Below are 18,894 nucleotides of genomic sequence, written 5' to 3' on the forward strand. Positions count from 1 at the left end.
GGACGGTTGTCGTAGGTTGGTCGATACCCGAGCAACGACTCGGCGATGCCGATGTAGGGGGAGCGATGACCAACGACGATCTCAAGGCCAAGATGCGCGAGGCGCTGGAGAAGAAGAACAACCACGAGCACGCACACGCCGAGAGCGCCGCGGCCAAGGAGAAGGCGCACGGATCCGAGGTCGTCGGCGGCGCGCCGAAGATGCATCGCCGCAAGGCGGGTGGCGGCGGCTCCTGACGCTACGATGCCCCCTCGGGGGTGTCGGGTCGGTCTGGTCGAGAGGCAATGAGAAGTTGGCGCGCCGCGTAGTGCTCCATGTCGGGGCGATGAAGTCGGGGACGACGTATCTGCAGGGTGCCCTGTACAAGAACAAGGCGCTCCTCGCCGAGCGTGGGTTCCTGGTCCCCGGCGCGCGCTGGCGCAACCAGATCGAGGCCGTGCTCGACGTGAAGGGCCGCCGGACCCACCCTCAGGGTGATTCGGTCGCCGGCGCCTGGGACCGACTGGTCGCCGAGGTCGACGAGTGGGACGGCACCGCGCTGATCTCCGTCGAGCTGCTCGCGCCCGCGGGCCCGGAGACGGTCGAGCGGGTGGCCACGAGCTTCGCCGGCGTGACCCCCGAGATCGTCCTCTCGCTGCGCGACATCAACCGGCAGATCCCGTCGATGTGGCAGGAGCTCATCCAGAACGGCATGGACTGGACCTGGGCGGAGTTCCTCGCCGCGGTCAACAAGAGCCGTCCAGGCTCGCCCGAGCGCCGCCACTCCAAGCCCGGCAAGCGGTTCTGGAGCGAGCAGGACATGGTCGACATCGCCCGGCGATGGGGCCAGGCCGGCCCGCTTCACCTGGTCACCGTGCCGCCTCCGGGCAGCCCGGCGACGCTGCTGCTCGAGCGGTTCGGGGCGGCGATGGGCTTCGATCCCGAGGGGATGCAGAGCCCTCCGCCGAAGAACACCTCCCTCGGCGCAGCGACCGTCGAGGTGCTGAGGGGCCTCAACGCCGAGCTGGACCGGCGTGGTCTGGCCTACCCGGCGGCGATGGGCCTGCGCAAGCACGTCCTCGGCAAGCGCCTGATGCCGGCGCTCACGGCTGACGACCCGCGTATCGGGCTCCAGGCCCCACGCTGGACGCAGGCGTTCACTCGCGACCAGGCCGCGGAGCTTCGCAGGCTGGACGCCACCATCCACGGGGATCTCGACGACCTGGCCCCTGTGGACGTACGCGGGATCGACCCGCGCAAGGTCACCGACAAACAGGTCCGAGACGCTGCCGTGGCTTCCTATGCGGCGCTGCGTACGGATCTCAACAAGAAGCTCGCCGACCCGACCATTCCCGGTGAGGCCATCGACCCGGGGGAGGGCCGCAAGGCTCCGGCGCGCGCCGTCTCCGCCCTGGCCGACCTCGTCGAGTGGTCCGTTCGGCGAGAGGAGCTGGTCCGTACGTAGGGCCGGAAGACAAGCGGGGGAATTCTTTGTCAAGCAGTTGGAGTCTGCGCCGCCGGCGCAGGCTCGCCGATGAGGCGTGCGACACGACGGTCGCGACGCCACGGATCGCGGTGCTCACGATCGCCCGCGACGAGGGCGAGATGCTCGCCCGTTGGGTCGACCACTACGGCCGGCAGGCGGGTCACGAGAACCTGATCGTCTTCGACGACGGTTCGACCGACGGTTCCACCGACGGCCTGGCGTGCACGGTCCAGCACCTGCCCGGCTTCCGGAAGGGCAACTTCGAGGCCGGCCGGATGGGCCTGGCCAGCGGGGTGGCCCACGGCCTCCTCGGCATCTACGACGTGGTGATCTTCACCGACGTCGACGAGTTCCTCATCCCCGACCCGGCGAGGTACGCCGACCTGTCCGACTACCTCGCCCGGCGGCCCGAGCAGGTGATCGCCCCGTTCGCCCTCAATGTCGTCCACCACACCGCGGTCGAGGGGCCGCTGGTCGGCGGCAAGCCGATCCTCGGCCAGCGGGCGTACGCCCAGTTCGCGCCGTTGATGTGCAAGCCGTCGGTCAAGCGCGTGCCGGCCGCCTGGACGTCCGCCTCCCACGGGATCAAGGCGCCCTATGTGCCCGACCCGGGGCTGTTCATGGTCCACATGAAGTTCGCCGACGTGGACCTGCTCCGGCGCCAGGCCGACCGCCGCAACGAGCTCGCCAGGTCGGTGGGCCGCGGCAAGGGCAGCTCCTGGGGACGCTCCGGTGACGACCTGGCCGATCTGCTGACCGCCGCGACGGCCTCGGTGACCGCCGACGTCGAGGAGTTCGACCCGACCTCGGTGCTGCCGGCCAGGCTCGTCCGGGAGGAGGACGGGGTGCACCGGGCCGTCGGTCCAGGTCACATCGACAACCTCCGCAACCAGCCCCTGCTACGCATCCCGGAACGCCTCCACGGGATCGTCTGAGCTAGGTTACCCTCCGGTAATACACGCATCGCCAGACACCGACGAGAGGCCGCAGATGAGCAAGACCAACCCCGGCAACTTCTTCGAGGACTTCCAGGTCGGCCAGGTCGTCGAGCACGCCACCCCGCGCACGGTGACCGAGGGCGACCGGGCTGCGTACGGGTCGCTCTACCCGACTCGGTTCGCGGTGCCGTCGAGTGCTGCCTTCGCTGCCTCCGTGGGTCTGGATCTGCACCCGGTGGAGGAGCTGATCGGCTTCCACATCGCCTTCGGCAAGACCGTCCCGGACGTCTCGCTCAACGCGGTCGCCAACCTCGGCTACGCCGAGTGCCGCTTCCACCAGCCGGTGGTGCCGGGCGACACGCTCTCGACGAAGTCCGAGGTCATCGGCCTCAAGCAGAACTCCAACGGCAAGTCGGGGGTCGTCTACGTACGCTCCACCGCCACCAACCAGCGCGGCGAGATCGCCATCGACTGGGCGCGCTGGGTGATGGTCCACAAGCGGGACCAGGCGGCCGCTGCTCCTGAGACCGTGATCCCGGAGCTGGCCGAGGCGGTCGACGCGAAGAACCTGATCGTGCCGAAGGGTCTCGACTTCACCTCCTACGACTTCACCGCCGCCGGTGAGCCGCACCGGCTCGGCGACTACGAGGTCGGCGAGAAGATCGACCACGTCGACGGGGTCACCCTGACCGAGTCGGAGCACCAGCAGGCCACCCGGCTGTGGCAGAACACCGCGAAGGTGCACTTCAACGTCGAGGCACGACCTGACGGTCGCAACCTCGTCTACGGCGGCCACATCATCTCGCTGGCCCGGGCGCTGTCGTTCAACGGCCTCGCCAACGCCCAGCTCATCGCCGCGATCAACGCCGGTGCGCACACCTCGCCGGCCTTCGCGGGCGACACCGTCTACGCCTGGTCGGAGGTGCTCGACCGGGTCGAGACCGACGCCCCGGGCGTCGGCGCTCTCCGGCTGCGCCTGGTCGCCACCAAGGGTCGCGACGAGTCGATGACCCTGCGCGGCGAGGACGGCAAGTACGCCCCCGGCGTGCTGCTCGACCTCGACTACTGGGCGCTCATCCCTGTGTAAGGAGCACGTCATGGCAGGTAAGAAAGCTCTCTTCGTCTCCGGCTCCGCCCAGGGGATCGGCAAGGCGATCGTCGAGAAGTTCGCGGCGGAAGGTTGGTTCGTCGGGATCTACGACATCGACGCCGACCTGGCCCGCGACGTAGCGGCCCTCCTCGGCTCCGACGCCGCCATCGGTGGTGCGCTCGACGTCGCCGACCCCGAGTCCTGGAAGGCGGCGCTCGAGGAGTTCGCCACCGCTGCCGGCGGTCGCCTCGACCTGCTGGTCAACAACGCCGGCATCCTCCGCGCGGGCCGCCTGGCCGATGTCGATCTGACCCAGCACCACCAGACCATCGAGATCAACGTCAACGGCGTGATCAACGGCTGCCACACGGCCTACCCCTATCTCCGGGCCACCCCCGGGTCGGGCGTCATCAACGTCTGCAGCGCGAGCGCGATCTACGGCCAGCCGGAGATCGCCTCCTACAGCGCGTCGAAGTACGCCGTCCGCGGGCTCACCGAGGCGCTGGAGCTGGAGTGGCGCAAGGAGGGCATCCGGGTGCAGGCGGTCTGGCCGCTGTGGGTGAAGACCGCGCTGCTCGACGGCAACGTGGCCTCCTCCCACGAGACCCTGGGCATCCGGCTCACGGTCGAGGACGTCGCCGACCAGGTCTGGGAGATGGCGCAGCCGCGCAAGGGGCTGCGTGGGCGGGTGCCGAAGGTGCACACCACCGTCGGACTGCCGGCCAGAGCGCTGTCGACCGCCGCCGACCTCGCGCCCAACGTGCTCGTCCGGGAGGTCAACCGGTTCATCACCCGGGCGTGATGCACCGGCCGGGCCGACGGCTGGTTTGATGTGCCTCATGGCCCTCTACCTCGTCAGGCACGGCACCACCGAGTGGTCCCTCAACGGCCGACACACCTCCCGCACCGACCTTCCCCTCCTGCCCGAGGGGGAGGACGCCGCCAAGCTGCTCGCCTCGCGGCTCCAGGACCGGGAGTACGCCGCGGTGCTGACCTCGCCGCGACAGCGGGCGCTGCGTACGGCTGAGCTCGCGGGCTTCGCAGACGCGGTCGTCACCGACGACCTGGTCGAGTGGGACTACGGCGACTACGAGGGCATCACCACCGACGAGATCCACCGCACCGATCCCGGGTGGAGCCTGTGGACCTCGGAGACGCCCGGGGGTGAGGCCGCAGCCTCCGTCCAGGAGCGGCTGGGCCGCGTCGTCACGGCCGCTCGCGAGCGCGACGGTGACACCCTGGTCTTCTCCCACGGACACGCGCTGTGTGCGCTGGCGGCGGTGTGGCTGGGGCTTCCGGTCAGTGACGGGCGCTTCTTCAGGCTCGACACCGCGACGGTGTCGCTGCTGGACGCCCACCACGGACAACCCGTGGTGAAACATTGGAATACATAGTCCGTCCATAGCCCGCCTGGGTGGTCAGTCACAGGCTGGTGTGGTCCCCTGATGAGGTGGCCGTACCATCCCGCGGCCGCCCGAGGAGGGCTGTTGTGGCACGTCGTGTGATCGTCCATGTCGGTGCGATGAAGTCCGGCACCACGTCTTTGCAGCACGCGCTCTACGCGCACCGCGAGCGCCTCGCCGAGCTGGGCATCCTGGTGCCCGGACAGACCTGGCGGGACCAGGCCGACGCGGTCTGGAACCTACGCGGCCGGGAGAAGTCGCTGGCCGGCGACCGCTCCATCGACGGCGCCTGGCAACGCCTGGTCGACGAGATCGACGGCTGGCCGGACACGGCGATCATCTCCGCGGAGCTGCTCGCCCCGGTCGACGACGACGTCGTGGAGCGGGTCGCCGAGAGCCTGACGTCACCCGAGATCGTGCTGTCCGTGCGCGACCTCAACCGCAACCTGCCGGCGATGTGGCAGGAGGTCGTCCAGAACGGCGAGGTCTGGGCCTGGCCGGACTTCCTCGCCTCCGCCCGCGTACGCCGCCCCCGATGGCCGGTCCCGGACGTGGTGACCTCCGCGAGCCGGTTCTGGAGCGAGCAGGACGTCGTCTCCATCGCGAAGAAGTGGAGCACGGCCGGGCCGGTGCACGTGGTGACGGTGCCGGGGCCGGGCGCGCCGCGCGAGGCGCTGCTGGAGCGGTTCGGTGAGGTGATCGGCTTCTCCTTCGAGGACGTCCCGAGCCAGCCGTCGCAGAACGCCTCGCTCGGTGTCGTACGCACCGACCTGCTGCGCCGCCTCAACCTCGAGCTCGACAGCCGCGACCTGCCCTATCCGGCCGGGATCCGGCTGCGCAAGCACATGCTCGCCAAGAAGATCCTGCCCGGCCTGGACGTCGAGGACGAGCGGATCGGGCTGCGCGTGGAGCCGTGGGTCGAGAAGGTCGCCACGCAGCAGATCGCCGGGCTGCACAAGCTGGAGGTGACCCTGCACGGCGACTGGGACGACCTGATGCCGGTCGACGTCGACGGCGCCGATCCGTCATCCGTCACCGATGAGCAGATCGTGTCCGCGGCGGCCGCCACCCACGTCGAGCTGAGGGCGTGGCTGGTCCGCCGGGCCAAGAAGTCCCCACGTGAGGGATGGGGCCCGGAGACGGTCCCGGAGTGGGCGCCCCGACCCGGCGCCGCCACCCCCGGGGCGGCCGAGGACGCGGTCGATGCGCTCGCCGACCTGATCGAGTGGGCGATCACCCGCCGACGCGCTAAACAGGCGACCGACGCCTGACCGACGCCTGACCGACGGGCAGCCGCGCCCTAGGCCGGACGCTTGACCAAACGGATGCCACGGGTCACGGTTATGGGGTGGCACTTGCGGTTGGCTGTCCACGCTGCACGACGCCGGTGGCGAGCATCGGCGCCGGCGGCAGCCGGTCCTGCCCCGAGCACGGAGTGGTGACGCCGCTGTGGCGTACGGACGTGGCTTCCTACGAGGACCTGGTGAAGGTGCTCTCGCTTGCCGGTGACGTACCCACCTACGTGCCGTGGCCGGTCGAGTCCGGCTGGTCGATCGCGGACATCGCCGTGGTCGGTGACGAGTCCAAGGGCGCGGCGACGCTGCTCACCCTGACGGGCGTGACCCCCGACGACGGCCAGGTGGAGATGACCGTCGTCACCGAGGAGGCCGGCGTCGGACTGGGCGCCCGGTGCGCGCGTACGGCAGGACCGGACCCCGGCATCGAGGCCTGCACCGGCCCGCCCACGACGAGGGTCCGCGTCGGCGGGCAGCTGGTGCCGCTGTGGCCGATCACCCAGTGGACCAACGGTGCCGAGGAGTGGGAGCGGTCCGTCGTGGTGGGCGAGGCCGCCGGACGCTGGCTGTGGCTGGTCTTCCGGCCGGCCACGGCGATGCTGATGCTCCAGGACGGCTGGCACCTGCGCCGGGTCGGTGACCTGGGCGTGCAGATGGTCGAGCTGCCCTTCGGTGGGCCCAGTGGATCTTGGTGGAACTCGCCCTAGTATGTGCGAGTGCGCATCGACCTCCACACTCACTCGCGAGTGAGCGACGGGACCGATTCGCCGACCGAGCTGGTCCAGGCGGCGAAGGCCGCGGGGCTCGATGTCGTCGCGATCACCGACCACGACACCGCCGACAGCTGGGACGAGGCGGCCGCGGCGGCCACCGAGGCCGGGATCGAGCTGGTGCGCGGCATGGAGATCAGCACCAGCCACGCCGGCCACGGCGTGCACCTGCTGGCCTATCTGCCCGACCGGACCTATCCGCCGCTCGTCGAGGAGCTCGCCCGCGTCCTCGCCGGGCGCGACGGACGGCTGCCGTTGATGCTGGACAAGCTGGCACGTCTCGGCATCGAGGTGTCTCTCGAGGACGTCGCGGCGGTCTCCGGTGACGCCGCCGCCTCAGGCCGCCCCCACCTGGCCGACGCGCTCGTCGCGAAGGGCTATGTGCTCAGTCGCGACGAGGCGTTCAACCGCTACCTCGGGGCCGGCAAACCGGCGTACGTCAACCGCTACGCGGCCCCGCTCGAGCCGATGATCCGCACCGTCGCCGCCGCCGGGGGAGTGACCGTGATCGCCCACCCGTGGGGGCGGTCCGGGCGCGAGCAGCCCGACGAGGCGGCCCTGTCGGCGCTGGTCGACGCGGGCCTGTCCGGGCTGGAGGTCGACCACCAGGACCACACCCCCGAGACCCGCGAGAAGCTGCGGGTCATCGCCCGCAATCTCGACCTCGTCGTGACCGGATCCAGCGATTACCACGGCACCGGGAAGGTGGGTCACCATCTGGGAGTGAACACCACCGCACCAGCCGAGTACGAGCGGCTCCTGGAGCGAGCAGCCGCAGCCTCGGCAGCCTCCGGACGAGCCACCCCTGAGGTCGTACGTTGACCGAGATCTTCGTCTCCACGTTCGTGACGCTCTTCGTGATCATGGACCCGGTCGGCACGATCCCGATCTTCCTGTCGCTGACCGCGGGGCAGTCACCGGGCAAGCAGCGCCGCGCGGCGCTGCTCGCCGTCGCGGTCTCGTTCCTGGTGATCACGATCTTCGCGCTCTTCGGGCAGGCGATCCTGCACTTCCTGCACATCTCGCTCGAGGCGCTGCAGTGCGCCGGCGGCCTCCTCCTGCTGCTGGTCGCCCTCGAGCTGCTCACCGACAACTTCGACGACCCCGTCGCCGCCGCCGGAGCCAACGTGGCCATGGTGCCGCTCGGCACTCCGCTCCTGGCCGGCCCCGGCGCGATCGTCGCCACCATGGTCTTCACCCAGGAGGTCGACTCCGTCGGGACCGCCTTCGGTCTCGGCCTCGGACTCGTCGTCGTCCACATCGCCCTCCTGATCGCGATGATCTTCTCCATCCCGATCCTGAAGGTCCTCAAGGAGTCCGGCGTCCTGCTCATCACCAGGATCGCCGGTCTGCTCCTCTCCGCGATCGCCGTCCAAATGGTCGCCGACGCCGTCGCGACGTTCATCGCGAACGCCTGAGTCGAGCTCTGGGGTAGTCCGAGACGTTTCGGCCCCTCTACCGGGCGGTAACGGGCTCGAACGTCTCGGACTATCCGGTGGCCGGCGAGATGTCGGTGGTCGTGACCATGATGGAGGTCGTGGCTCCTCGCGCCCTCACTTCAGACCGCCCGACGTTCTCGGGCGGCCTGGGCTGGTGCGTCCGGTGCGGACGGATCCGTCCGGCGTACGCGGCCCTACGCCGAAACAAGCGCGGGGGAGCGCGTGGCGGCGATCGTCACGGGGGCTCTACGTGCCTGCTCACGTCCTGCTCACGCCACTGCAGCGGGTGCTCGAGGCAGCGGCGGTCGTGCCCCACCCACACCGTCGAGATGCGCCGGGCCCTGGCGGACTGGCAGCGTGAGCGCTACCTGAGGACACGCGCTGGGTAGTCCGAGACGTTCGGGCCCATCTACCTGGCGGTAACGGGCCAGAAAGTCTCGGACTACCCCGGTCACTTCCGGCCGAGCGACTGGAACTTCTGCAGTACGCCGCTGGGGACGACCCGCGCTGCCGTGGCGAGGGCCTTGTAGCGCTTGCTCGGGATCGAGAAGGTCTTGTCGTTCTCGTAGTCCTCGAGGGCCTCGCGGACCAGGTCGTCCACGTCGAGCCACATCCAGGCCGGGGCGGAGTCGTAGCCGGAGCCGAGCCGCTGATGGAACTCGGTCTTGGTGAATCCTGGCAGCAGGGCCATCACCTTGATGCCCTTGCCGGCGTACTCGTTGTGGGCCCACTCGGTGAAGGAGTTGATCCATGCCTTGGCGGCGGAGTAGGTGCCGCGGGGGAGGTAGGAGGCGACCGAGCCGACGTTGATGATGCCGCCGTGGCCCCGGGCCACCTGGGCGCCCAGCGCGGCGTGGGACAGGCGCAGCGGGGCGATGACGAGCACCTCCGCCATGGCGGTCTCCTCATCGGCGGTGTTGTCGAGGAACCGGTGCTTGAGGCCGTGACCGGCGTTGTTGACGAGGAGGTCGACCGGGTGCTCGGTGTCGGCCAGGCGAGCCTCGACCCTGGCCAGATCGGTGCTGTCGGTCAGATCGGCGCGCAGCACCTCGACGCCGATGCCATGGGTGGCGGTGAGGTCCTTCGCCACGCCGTTGAGACGCTCCTCGTCACGGGCGACGAGCACGAGGTGGTGTCCGCGGGCGGCAAGCTGCTGGGCGAAGGCGAGTCCGATGCCGGCGGTCGCGCCGGTGATCAGGGCGGTGGGGTTCGACATGGGGCAATCCTGCCACCATGGTCTGCGTGGACGAGGCAGGCGCCAGACGGCCATTTCGGCCGTGGACTCGCGGGTCTGCCTGTCGTGTGACAGTTGACTTGCGGTCGTACGAGTTTGGATGATGTTCGACGTGTATTTCGCATGCGGACTCGGGCGCGGGATGGAGCAGTGAGCCGCGGTGGGCGACATCGGACGGTGAGGTCCCGGCCCTTCAGGCGCATCAAGATGCTCTTCGCCGCATCCCTGCTGACCTCGGCCGGCCTGTACGGCGGGATCGAGGTCGTCGTCGAGTCCGAGGCCAACGGCCGGCCCAGTGCGGCCGACAGCAGGGAGAGGCCGGGTGCGGTCGGCGGGGCCCGCACCCCGGTCTGGCCGCACGATGCCCAGCGTGAGGCGGGGATCAACGGCCACGTCGACGCACGGATGGCCGCCAAGGAGAAGGCGCTCCCGGCCGACTCGGGCACCGGCCGACGGGCGGTCTTCTCGATCAGCCGCCAGCGGGTCTGGATCGTGTCCGCGGCCGGTGAGACGCGGCGTACCTATCCGGTCTCGGGCAGTATCTACGACAACCTCGAGCCCGGCACCTACAAGGTCTTCTCCCGCTCCAAGCGGGCGAGAGGGATCAACGACTCGGGCACGATGAAGTGGTTCGTACGCTTCACCAAAGGCCCCAACGCCGCGATCGGGTTCCACAACATCCCGGTCGACAAGGGCAAGCGCGTGCAGACCCGCGCCCAGCTCGGCACGCCCCTGTCGCACGGGTGCATCCGCCAGGCCGAGCCTGACGCGAAGGCGATGTGGCGCTTCGCGCAGCTCGGCACCAAGGTGGTCGTGACCCCCTAGGCGGGAGGCTCAGGCGTCGGCCTTCGGTGCGGAGCCGCCCGAACCCGACGACCGGCGCCGACGGCGGCGACGGGGAGCGGAGCCCTCGGACGAGGTCTCGCCGTCGGTGGGCTTGGCGGAAGCCTCGGTCGCCTCGGGCGTACCGGACTTCTCGATGACCTGGCCACCGCGGGATCGGGTGCGCTGGCGGTTGCGGTTGCGGGGAGCGCGCTCACGCTTCTCGCCGTCCGCGCCGGCGTCCTTGTCCTTCGGCTTGTCGGGCCGGTCGGACACAGCCTTCTTGATCCGGCCCTTGGTGCCCTTCGGGATGCCCATGTCGTGGAGGAAGTGCTCCGAGGAGGAGTAGGTCTCCTGGGGCTCGTCGAAGGGGAGGTCGAGAGCCTTGTTGATCATCTTCCACTTGTGGAGGTCGGCCCAGTCGACCAGCGTGACCGCGACACCCGAGGCACCGGCGCGACCGGTGCGACCGATGCGGTGGACGTAGGTCTTCTCGTCGTCGGGGGTCGTGTAGTTGACCACGTGGGAGACGCCGGTGACGTCGATGCCGCGAGCGGCGACGTCGGTGGCCACCAGGACCTCGACCTTGCCGTCACGGAACTTCTGCATGACGCGCTCACGCGCGGCCTGCTGCATGTCACCGTGCAGGGGAGAGGCCGGGAAGCCGCGCTCGGCGAGGTCGTCGGCAACCCGCTGCGCCTGGCGCTTGGTGCGCGCGAAGACGACGACCTTGTCGTGGTCCTCGCACTGCAGCAGGCGGCCGATCATCTCCGGCTTGTCGAGGTCGTGCGCCTGGTAAACGAACTGCGCGGTCGCCGGCACCGTCTGGGTGTCGGCCGAGGACTCGGCGCGGATGTTCATCGGGTGGCGCATGTAGGAGCGGGCCAGGGCCACGATCGCACCCGGCATGGTGGCCGAGAAGAGCAGGGTCTGACGGGTCTCCGGAGTGAGCGTGACCAGCTTCTCCACGTCAGGGAGGAACCCGAGGTCGAGCATCTCGTCGGCCTCGTCGAGGACGAGGGCGTGCACGTGGGAGAGGTCGAGGACCTTCCGGTTGGCCAGGTCGATCAGGCGGCCGGGGGTGCCGACCACGATGTCGACGCCCTTCTCCAGCGCCTCGATCTGAGGCTCGTAGCCGGCGCCGCCGTAGACGGTCAGCACGCGGAGGCCGCGGTCCTCGGAGATCAGCGAGATCTCGGCCGAGACCTGCATGGCCAGCTCGCGGGTCGGAGCCACGATCAGTGCCTGCGGCTTGCCCTGCGGAAGGTCGATGTAGTCGCGGTCCTTGGGGGACACGCTGCGCTGCACGACCGGGATGCCGAAGGCCAGCGTCTTGCCGGAGCCGGTGCGGGCTTGGCCGATCAGGTCGGTGCCCTGCAGGGCGACCGAGAGCGTCATCTCCTGGATGGCGAACGGGGTGGTGATGCCTTTGCGCTCGAGCGGAGCGCAGATCTCGGGATGCACCCCGAGGTCCTGGAACGTTGTCATGTTTTCGTCGCTACTCGCTTGTCTCATCGAATGCGGCGAGCGACTCACGGGTGTCTCGAGCTTGCCAAGCGAGTGCCACGCCGCGCACATACGGGAACCAGGCCACTGCGATATCGAGTTGGATATCAGCGGTGCTGGGTCGGTCAAAAAGCATTCTATCGGTAGGGTTCTCCCGTGGTTGCATCCTCAGAGTTCACGGGTCCTCAGGATCCGTTCGGTGATCCTGTCTACAAGGCTGCCGTCGTCGACCTGTTGGGTGCGGTCGCCTACGGCGAGGTCTCAGCCGTCGAGCGACTGACCGACGACGCGAAGATGGCGCCCACGTTGGAGGACAAGACGGCCCTGCTCGCGATGGCAGCTGCCCAGCAGGCCAAGATCCAGCCGGTCCTCGACCGTCTGGAGGAGCTCGGCGTCGACTCCTACGCGGCCATGGAGCCGCTGCGTGAGGGGTTCGACGAGTTCCACCTCCACACCAAGCCCGCCGATTGGTGGGAGTCGCTGGTCAAGGCCTACGTCGGTGACGGGCTGGCCAACGACTTCTACCGTGAGATCGCCGGCTACCTGGACGAGGAGACCCACAAGCTCGTGGTCACCACCCTCGAGGACGCCGGGCGGGCCGACTTCGTGGTCGACCGGGTGCGGGCCGGCATCGAGGCCGACCACCTCATCGGCGGGCGGCTGGCGCTGTGGGGCCGTCGCCTCATGGGTGAGGCGATCATCCAGGCGCAGCAGGTCGCGGCCACCCGCGAGGGGCTCAGCGAGCTGATCACCGGCGGCCATCTTCCGGGCCTCGACCTCGGCACCATCGGCGAGATGCTCACCCGCCTCACCCAGCGTCACATCGAGCGAATGGGCAAGCTCGGGCTTGAGCACTGACATCCTCTGGACCGGCTGGTCAGGGGCACAGATCGCCCCCGATGATGCCGGTGCGTGGACGTCCCCCGAGGTCGGTCCCGGGTTCGCCTTCGACGAGCTGGTCGCCTCCTGGAACGTGGTGACGCCACCCGGAACGTGGGTGGAGGTCGCCGCTCAGGTGATCGCTGAGTCGGGGGAGTGCAGCGGCTGGCTGGTCCTGGCGCGCTGGTCCTCGGACCCGGCGTTCACCTCCACCTCCGTCGCCGGTCAGGACGACCCGGTCGCGATCGCGGCCGACGACACCATCCTGGGCCGTGACGGGCGCAGGTTCACCGCGTTCACGTTGCGGCTCACCCTGCACGGTCCCGGCGAGCACCTGCCACGCGTGAGCCTCCTCGGGGCGATGGTCTCGGCGGACGCCCGCGACTCCGCGCCCGCGCCGGGACCGGTGCGGCCCGGGGCGGTCGTGGGTGGCGTACCGGCCTATTCGCAGCAGCTCCACCGGGACCGCTACCCGCAGTGGGACGGTGGCGGGCAGTCCTGGTGCAGCGCCGCCTCGACGGCGATGATCGCCGACTTCTGGGGCGTCGGCCCCACCCCGGCCGAGACGGCCTGGGTCGACTACGAGACCCCCGATCCGCAGGTGCCGTTCACGGTGCGGGAGGTCTACGACGAGTCCTTCGGAGGCGCTGGCAACTGGGCCTTCAACACCGCCTATGCGGGCGCGCACGGGCTGGTCGCGTACGTCACCAGGCTCCGTTCCTTCGCCGAGGCCGCCCGGTTCGTCGAGGCCGGGATTCCGCTGGTGCTGGCCGTCTCGCACCAGGAGGGCGAGCTGACCGGTGCCGGGTATGTCACCAACGGCCATCTGCTCGTGCTGACCGGGTTCGACGAGAACGGAGACCCGGTCGTCCACGACCCCGCCTCCCACAAGATCGCCAGCGATGCGGAGGTGCGGGCGACCTACGACCTCGGGGAGCTCGACCGTGCCTGGGCCCGTTCCGGACGGATCGTCTACGTCATCCGGGCCGCGGGCGTCGCCGCGCCGGAACCGCCGGCTCAGCCCAACTGGTGACCGGGCGACACACAGAAAGCGGCCCCACCCCGTGAGGGGCGGGACCGCTTCCAGGTGACCTGGGCGAGGCTCAGGCCTTGGACCTTCCGGTGATGCCGGCGGCCACGACGACCGCGATGGCTGCGACGACGACCTGCCAGAGGTGACGCCACCAGTCGATGCCCTTGGACGTGTTCCACATGTCGTAGTTCGGGTTGCCCTCGACGTTGCCGGCCACGCCGAAGATGGCGTAGTAGAGCCAGCCGCCGACGAGCATGCCGACGATTCCGCAGACCACGACGAGCCAGAACGGAATGTTGTCCCGGCTGCCCGGGGCGAGGAACTTGCCGAGGAGCCCGATGATGACCCCACCGACGAGGACGGTGATGATGGTCCCGATCATGCCCAATCCCTTCAGGTTGTGAGGGCGCCATGAATGCGCCTATCTCTCGATAGTGCACCTGTTGGTACCCGATTGCACGGGCAACATGGCCTGATCACCGAAGTTCCCCATCAGAATCAGGGTCATCCCGGAGTGGTTCAGCCGGCGAAGCCGACCTTGCCGACCTTGGCCGGGCCGATCTCGACGTAGGCGAGCTTCTCGGTCGGGACGATGACCTTGCGGCCCTTGCTGTCGGTCAAAGCGAGCACAGCGCCGCCACCGAGGGCGTCGGCGATGAGCTTCTCCACCGACTCGCTGGACTCCTCGGTCTCTACGACGAGCTCACGGGCGGCCTGCTGGACGCCGATCTTGACCTCCACGGGTCCTCCTTGCGATGGGTCGATCAATGCTCCGGAATCCTCTCACACGGAAGGTGAGGAACCCCGTCGTTGCGCTCTCAGCGGAATGAGGAATCTCCTGCTCGCACCCGATGAACGCTGAAGCGCTCCTCGTCTGGACGCAGCGCAGCGGAGGAAGGCGAGGAGCAAGCGAAAGCGCTCTGCGAATTGCGGAGCAATCGCCAACTACTCGGTCTTCGGGTAACCGCGGATACCGCGCCAAGCGAGACCGGCGACGAGGCGGGCGGCATCGGCCTGGGAGAGGTCGCCGTTGTTGTGGAGCCAGTAGCGGGCGCTGACCTGTGCCTGGCCGACGAGGCCGACGGCGAGCAGGTGAGAGGCGGCGGCGGCGAACCCGGTGTCCTCGGCGATGACCTCGGCGACCGCCTCGGCGCACTCGTTGGTGACCCGGTCGACCTGCTCGCGCACGGCGGGGTCGTTGGTCAGGTCGGACTCGAAGACGAGCCGGAAGGCACCGGTCTCGGAGGCCACGTAGTCGTAGAAGACCTCGACGCAGCGGGCCACGCGTTCCTTGTTCTCGTCGGTCGAGGCGAGGGCCTCGCGGCAGCGATCGATGATCTCGTTCGCCGACTTCTCCAGCAGCGCGAGGTAGAGGTCGAGCTTGCCGGGGAAGTGCTGGTAGAGAACGGGCTTCGAGACCCCGGCCCTCTCGGCGATGTCGTCCATCGCGGCAGCGTGGAAGCCATAGGCGACGAAGACCTCGAGAGCGGACTCGAGGAGCTGGGCTCGTCGTTCCGTCCGGGGCAGTCGCGCCCCTCGCGGTCGAGTGGGGTCGAGCTCGGATTGGTGCGTGGTCACCCCAGCAGCCTACCCGCTGGTACTCGGATCGCGGGACGCGTCGTTGCCTCACCCACGGATGAGGGAACATGGAGAAGTGCCTGCGGTGTTCAAGCAGGCATACGTACGTCCTAACTGAGGAGCCGTTGTGTCCCTAGCCCCGCTCGTGGAGCCCGCTGACGAGCTGACCATCGACGAGGTGCGCCGCTACAGCCGCCACCTCATCATCCCCGATGTCGGCATGGACGGGCAGAAGCGCCTGAAGAACGCCAAGGTGCTGGTCATCGGCGCCGGCGGCCTCGGCTCGCCCGCTCTGCTCTACCTGGCCGCGGCCGGTGTCGGCACCCTCGGCATCGTCGAGTTCGATGAGGTCGACGAGTCCAACCTGCAGCGCCAGATCATCCACAAGCAGTCGACCGTCGGCCAGCCGAAGGCGGAGTCGGCCGCGGCGGCGATCAAGGAGGTGAACCCGTACGTCAACATCGTGCTGCACAACGAGCGGCTCGACAACGACAACGTGCGCGACATCTTCACCGGCTACGACCTGATCGTCGACGGCACCGACAACTTCGCGACCCGCTACATGGTCAACGACGCGGCCTACTTCCTGGGCATCCCGTACGTCTGGGGCTCGATCTACCGCTTCGACGGCCAGGCCTCGGTGTTCGCGCCGACGCTGACCGACGACGCCCCGTGCTACCGCTGCCTCTACCCGGAGCCCCCGCCCCCGGGCATGGTCCCCTCCTGCGCCGAGGGCGGTGTGCTCGGCGTCCTGTGCGCGAGCATCGGCAGCATCCAGGTCAACGAGGCCATCAAGATGCTGACCGGCATCGGAGAGCCGCTGGTCGGCAAGCTGATGATCTACGACGCACTCGAGATGGAATACCGCAAGCTGAAGGTCCGCAAGGACCCCAACTGCGCGCTGTGCGGTGAGAACCCCACGGTCACCGACCTGATCGACTACGACGCCTTCTGCGGCGCCCTCTCCACCGAGGCCGCCGACGCCGCGGCGGGCTCGACCATCTCGGTCACCCAGCTCGCCGAGATGATCAAGGAGCGCGAGGAGGGCAGCCGCGACTTCGTGCTCGTCGACGTGCGCGAGCCGAACGAGTACGAGATCAACAAGATCCCGGGCGCCGTCCTGATCCCCAAGGGCGAGTTCCTCAACGGCAACGCGATCCCGCAGGTCGCCGAGCTCACCTCAGACGGTGCCAAGCCGCTCGTGTTCCACTGCAAGAGCGGCGTGCGCAGCGCCGAGGTGCTCGCGATCGCCAAGGGCGCCGGCTACGCCGACGCCGTCCACGTCGGTGGCGGCGTGGTGGCGTGGGTCAACCAGATCGACCCGTCGCAGCCTTCCTACTGATCAACGAAGGCACTTACTGAACTGTTGGCCAGCGGTGGCCCCTCTGGGGTCGCCGCTGGCTTTATTTGAGCGCGGCGTACCCGATAGTTTTACCGCGCAGCTGCGGGGGGCGGAGTTGCACCAATGCACGAACCCCGGAGGATTCGACGTTGTCCACACGCGCTCGTCTCAGCGCGACGCTCGCCGGTGCCACCCTGGCCGGCGGTCTGTTTCTCGGTGCCCCTGCCCACGCGAACGACCAGGCTCCTGAGCCGGGTTCCGGTGCGGCGGTGGGCTCAGCGATCGACCCGGAGAGGCTGGAGTCGAACGTCGCGGACCCGACCCGCGGCGTACCTCCCTCGTATGTCTTCGCCGGGGTCGGCGCGCTGCTGATGGGGACGGGGGCCGGGATGGCCGTGCGTCGCAAACGAGCTGAGGCTGTGGCACGCTCGGCCGAGTGAGCAACGGTCAACCCAGGCGTCAACCCAGGCGTCAACCCAGCGTGAGGACCTTCCTCGGCGAGATCTTCGTCGTCGTCCTCGTGGTTGCGGTGGCGGTGCTCGGCTATGCCGCGTACGACTACTACACCAAGATCGACGAGGCGCAGAAGAGCAACGCGACCCCGCCGGCGACGACCTCGTCGATCCCGGCCGAGGCGTTGGCCGCGGTGCCGAAGAAGAAGGGCAAGGTACGCGGCGTCTCCATCCCCACGCTCAACGTGCACGCCGACGTGGTGCCGCTGGCGATGGAGCACGGCACGCTCACCCCGCCCGCCGACGCCTCGCTCATGGGCTGGTGGAAGGGCGGCGCCAAGCCCGGGGCCGACGAGGGCTCGGTGCTGATCGTCGGTCACACCCTGCACAACGGCGGCGGGATCCTCGACCGGCTGGGCGAGGTGGACGAGGGCGACGAGATCGTCGTGCGGACCAAGAACGACGAGTTCAGCTACACCGTCCGGTCGGTGCGCGATCTCTCCAAGGAGCAGGTTGCCAAGCGCAGCTCGAAGCTCTTCGATCCCGACGGCGAGGCGAAGCTGGTCGTGGTGACGTGCGACGACTGGGACGGCACCTCGTTCCAGGGCAACACCGTGGTCGTCGCGGTGCCCGAGGGTTGAGCCGCGAGCCGTGAAACCCCCGCCGGTGTAAACGCTTCGTAACCTCAGGCCATCACCTCTCGTTGTTCTGTGAGTCACATCACCTACGAACAGAGGCCCCCACATGCTCCGCACCCGCAGCTCCGTACGCCGCGCCGCAGCAATCGCCGCCGGCACTCTGACCGCCGCGCTCGCTCCGGCACTGATCCCGAGCCCGGCTCATGCCTGGGCGCCGGCCGACTCGGCCACGATCACCCCGGGCGTGATGATGTACACCGATGGCGCCCAGTGCACCGCCAACTTCGTCTTCACCGACTCCGCGTCCAACGTCTACGTCGGCTACGCGGCTCACTGCGCCGGTCTCGGCGCGGCCACCGACACCAACGGCTGCGCCGCCAAGTCTCTCCCGCTGGGCACCACGGTGACCTTCAACGAAGGCGGCTCGCTGCTGAGCGAGGGCACCGTCCTGGGCAAGGGGAAGCTGGCGTACTCCTCCTGGCTGACCATGCAGAAGCAGGGCACCAAGGACGAGGACGCCTGCGCCTACAACGACTTCGCCCTGGTCAAGGTGGACGCCGCCGATGCCGGCAAGGTCAACCCGAGCGTGCCGCTCTGGGGTGGCCCGACGGGCATCGACACCGACGGCACCGCGGCCGGCGACAAGGTCTACTCCTACGGCAACTCCTCGTTGCGCGCCGACGTGGACCTGCTCTCGCCGAAGGTCGGCTTCTCGCTCGGTGACAACGTCAACGGCACCCGCTGGTCGCACCCGCTCTACAACCTCACCCCGGGCATTCCCGGTGACTCGGGCTCGGGCTTCCTGAACGCCGACGGCCAGGCGGTCGGGACGCTGTCGACCCTGGGTCTGGCTCCGCTCGCGGGCTCCAACAACATCGGTGACATGGACCTCGAGCTGAAGTTCGCCCAGGCGAACTCGGGCATCTCCGGCCTGCGCCTGGTCAACGGCACCGAGCCGTTCAGCCCCATCCTCTGAGCAGGGCCTCTGACGCCGCGCTAGTCTCCCGGTC

22 protein-coding genes are annotated in these 18,894 nt (G+C 69.1%); 17 read left to right on the top strand and 5 right to left on the bottom strand.

Translation table 11 applies throughout. The features are described from left to right. Positions 1-65: 65 nt before the first annotated feature. From ACFVJS_RS10955 to ACFVJS_RS11000, 10 genes are all read left to right on the top strand, one after another. Complete coding sequence (locus ACFVJS_RS10955) at positions 66-236, top strand: DUF5302 domain-containing protein (RefSeq protein WP_378879408.1); 171 nt, start codon at positions 66-68, stop codon at positions 234-236. Between the two features lie 56 nt (positions 237-292). Then, positions 293-1,444: a hypothetical protein gene (locus ACFVJS_RS10960; RefSeq protein ID WP_378879411.1), complete on the top strand. Its 1,152-nt coding sequence runs from the start codon at positions 293-295 to the stop codon at positions 1,442-1,444. Positions 1,445-1,470: 26 nt separating this feature from the next. Next, complete coding sequence (locus ACFVJS_RS10965; protein WP_378879414.1) at positions 1,471-2,400, top strand: glycosyltransferase family 2 protein; 930 nt, start codon at positions 1,471-1,473, stop codon at positions 2,398-2,400. 55 nt (positions 2,401-2,455) lie between these two features. Next, a complete protein-coding gene (locus ACFVJS_RS10970) occupies positions 2,456-3,490 on the top strand; it encodes a MaoC family dehydratase (protein ID WP_378879417.1) in 1,035 nt (344 codons plus the stop codon). A 10-nt stretch (positions 3,491-3,500) separates the two neighbouring features. Next, on the top strand, positions 3,501-4,295 hold the full coding sequence (locus ACFVJS_RS10975) for an SDR family oxidoreductase (protein ID WP_378879419.1): 795 nt from the start codon (positions 3,501-3,503) through the stop codon (positions 4,293-4,295). A gap of 37 nt (positions 4,296-4,332) precedes the next feature. Continuing rightward, a complete protein-coding gene (locus ACFVJS_RS10980; protein ID WP_378879422.1) occupies positions 4,333-4,887 on the top strand; it encodes a histidine phosphatase family protein in 555 nt (184 codons plus the stop codon). Positions 4,888-4,982: 95 nt separating this feature from the next. Next, complete coding sequence (locus tag ACFVJS_RS10985; RefSeq protein WP_378879423.1) at positions 4,983-6,167, top strand: hypothetical protein; 1,185 nt, start codon at positions 4,983-4,985, stop codon at positions 6,165-6,167. A gap of 77 nt (positions 6,168-6,244) precedes the next feature. Then, positions 6,245-6,898, top strand: coding sequence for a DUF6758 family protein (locus tag ACFVJS_RS10990; protein WP_378879425.1), 654 nt, complete (start codon positions 6,245-6,247; stop codon positions 6,896-6,898). 9 nt (positions 6,899-6,907) lie between these two features. After that, positions 6,908-7,783: a PHP domain-containing protein gene (locus ACFVJS_RS10995; protein WP_378879427.1), complete on the top strand. Its 876-nt coding sequence runs from the start codon at positions 6,908-6,910 to the stop codon at positions 7,781-7,783. Continuing rightward, entirely contained in the window at positions 7,780-8,379 is a 600-nt protein-coding gene (locus ACFVJS_RS11000) for a MarC family protein (RefSeq protein WP_378879430.1), read from the top strand. The genes ACFVJS_RS10995 and ACFVJS_RS11000 overlap by 4 nt, the downstream gene beginning before the upstream one ends. Positions 8,380-8,851: 472 nt before the next feature. Here ACFVJS_RS11000 and ACFVJS_RS11005 read toward each other — a convergent pair whose 3' ends face one another. Next, positions 8,852-9,616: an SDR family NAD(P)-dependent oxidoreductase gene (locus ACFVJS_RS11005; RefSeq protein ID WP_378879433.1), complete on the bottom strand. Its 765-nt coding sequence runs from the start codon at positions 9,614-9,616 to the stop codon at positions 8,852-8,854. Between the two features lie 225 nt (positions 9,617-9,841). Between ACFVJS_RS11005 and ACFVJS_RS11010 the strand changes: the two genes are divergently transcribed. Continuing rightward, positions 9,842-10,459 (top strand): L,D-transpeptidase, encoded by a 618-nt coding sequence (locus ACFVJS_RS11010; RefSeq protein ID WP_378879437.1) that lies wholly within the window; start codon positions 9,842-9,844, stop codon positions 10,457-10,459. Positions 10,460-10,468: 9 nt separating this feature from the next. Here the strand turns inward: ACFVJS_RS11010 and ACFVJS_RS11015 are convergent, their stop codons facing one another. After that, on the bottom strand, positions 10,469-11,944 hold the full coding sequence (locus ACFVJS_RS11015; protein WP_378879439.1) for a DEAD/DEAH box helicase: 1,476 nt from the start codon (positions 11,942-11,944) through the stop codon (positions 10,469-10,471). 174 nt (positions 11,945-12,118) lie between these two features. On the opposite strand from ACFVJS_RS11015, the gene ACFVJS_RS11020 reads away from it, so the two are divergent. Together ACFVJS_RS11020 and ACFVJS_RS11025 are read left to right on the top strand one after the other, a co-directional pair. Beyond that, entirely contained in the window at positions 12,119-12,820 is a 702-nt protein-coding gene (locus tag ACFVJS_RS11020; RefSeq protein WP_378879444.1) for a ferritin-like fold-containing protein, read from the top strand. Next, positions 12,810-13,874, top strand: coding sequence for a C39 family peptidase (locus ACFVJS_RS11025; RefSeq protein ID WP_378879445.1), 1,065 nt, complete (start codon positions 12,810-12,812; stop codon positions 13,872-13,874). Before ACFVJS_RS11020 ends, ACFVJS_RS11025 begins: the two co-directional genes overlap by 11 nt. Positions 13,875-13,944: 70 nt before the next feature. On the opposite strand, the gene ACFVJS_RS11030 is transcribed toward ACFVJS_RS11025, so the two are convergent. The 3 genes from ACFVJS_RS11030 to ACFVJS_RS11040 form a co-directional block, all read right to left on the bottom strand. Continuing rightward, positions 13,945-14,256: a hypothetical protein gene (locus ACFVJS_RS11030; protein WP_378879447.1), complete on the bottom strand. Its 312-nt coding sequence runs from the start codon at positions 14,254-14,256 to the stop codon at positions 13,945-13,947. 137 nt (positions 14,257-14,393) lie between these two features. After that, positions 14,394-14,615, bottom strand: a complete 222-nt coding sequence (locus ACFVJS_RS11035) for a DUF3107 domain-containing protein (RefSeq protein WP_008364177.1) — start codon at positions 14,613-14,615, stop codon at positions 14,394-14,396. A gap of 204 nt (positions 14,616-14,819) precedes the next feature. After that, positions 14,820-15,452 carry a TetR/AcrR family transcriptional regulator gene (locus ACFVJS_RS11040; RefSeq protein ID WP_378879450.1) on the bottom strand — a complete coding sequence of 211 codons (633 nt, stop codon included), beginning with the start codon at positions 15,450-15,452 and terminating at the stop codon, positions 14,820-14,822. A 127-nt stretch (positions 15,453-15,579) separates the two neighbouring features. Here ACFVJS_RS11040 and moeZ point away from each other — a divergent pair, with 127 nt between their 5' ends. From moeZ to ACFVJS_RS11060, 4 genes are all read left to right on the top strand, one after another. Further along, the gene (gene moeZ, locus ACFVJS_RS11045; protein WP_378879453.1) at positions 15,580-16,794 is read left to right on the top strand and encodes an adenylyltransferase/sulfurtransferase MoeZ; all 1,215 of its coding nucleotides are present in this window, start codon (positions 15,580-15,582) and stop codon (positions 16,792-16,794) included. A 149-nt stretch (positions 16,795-16,943) separates the two neighbouring features. Beyond that, complete coding sequence (locus tag ACFVJS_RS11050) at positions 16,944-17,234, top strand: hypothetical protein (RefSeq protein WP_378879456.1); 291 nt, start codon at positions 16,944-16,946, stop codon at positions 17,232-17,234. Positions 17,235-17,275: 41 nt separating this feature from the next. Beyond that, complete coding sequence (locus tag ACFVJS_RS11055; RefSeq protein WP_378879458.1) at positions 17,276-17,887, top strand: class F sortase; 612 nt, start codon at positions 17,276-17,278, stop codon at positions 17,885-17,887. A 103-nt stretch (positions 17,888-17,990) separates the two neighbouring features. Beyond that, positions 17,991-18,860 carry a hypothetical protein gene (locus tag ACFVJS_RS11060; RefSeq protein WP_378879461.1) on the top strand — a complete coding sequence of 290 codons (870 nt, stop codon included), beginning with the start codon at positions 17,991-17,993 and terminating at the stop codon, positions 18,858-18,860. The last annotated feature ends 34 nt before the right edge of the window (positions 18,861-18,894 follow it).

The sequence above is a fragment of the Nocardioides sp. NPDC057772 genome (genome assembly GCF_042798075.1).
Classification (GTDB): domain Bacteria; phylum Actinomycetota; class Actinomycetes; order Propionibacteriales; family Nocardioidaceae; genus Nocardioides.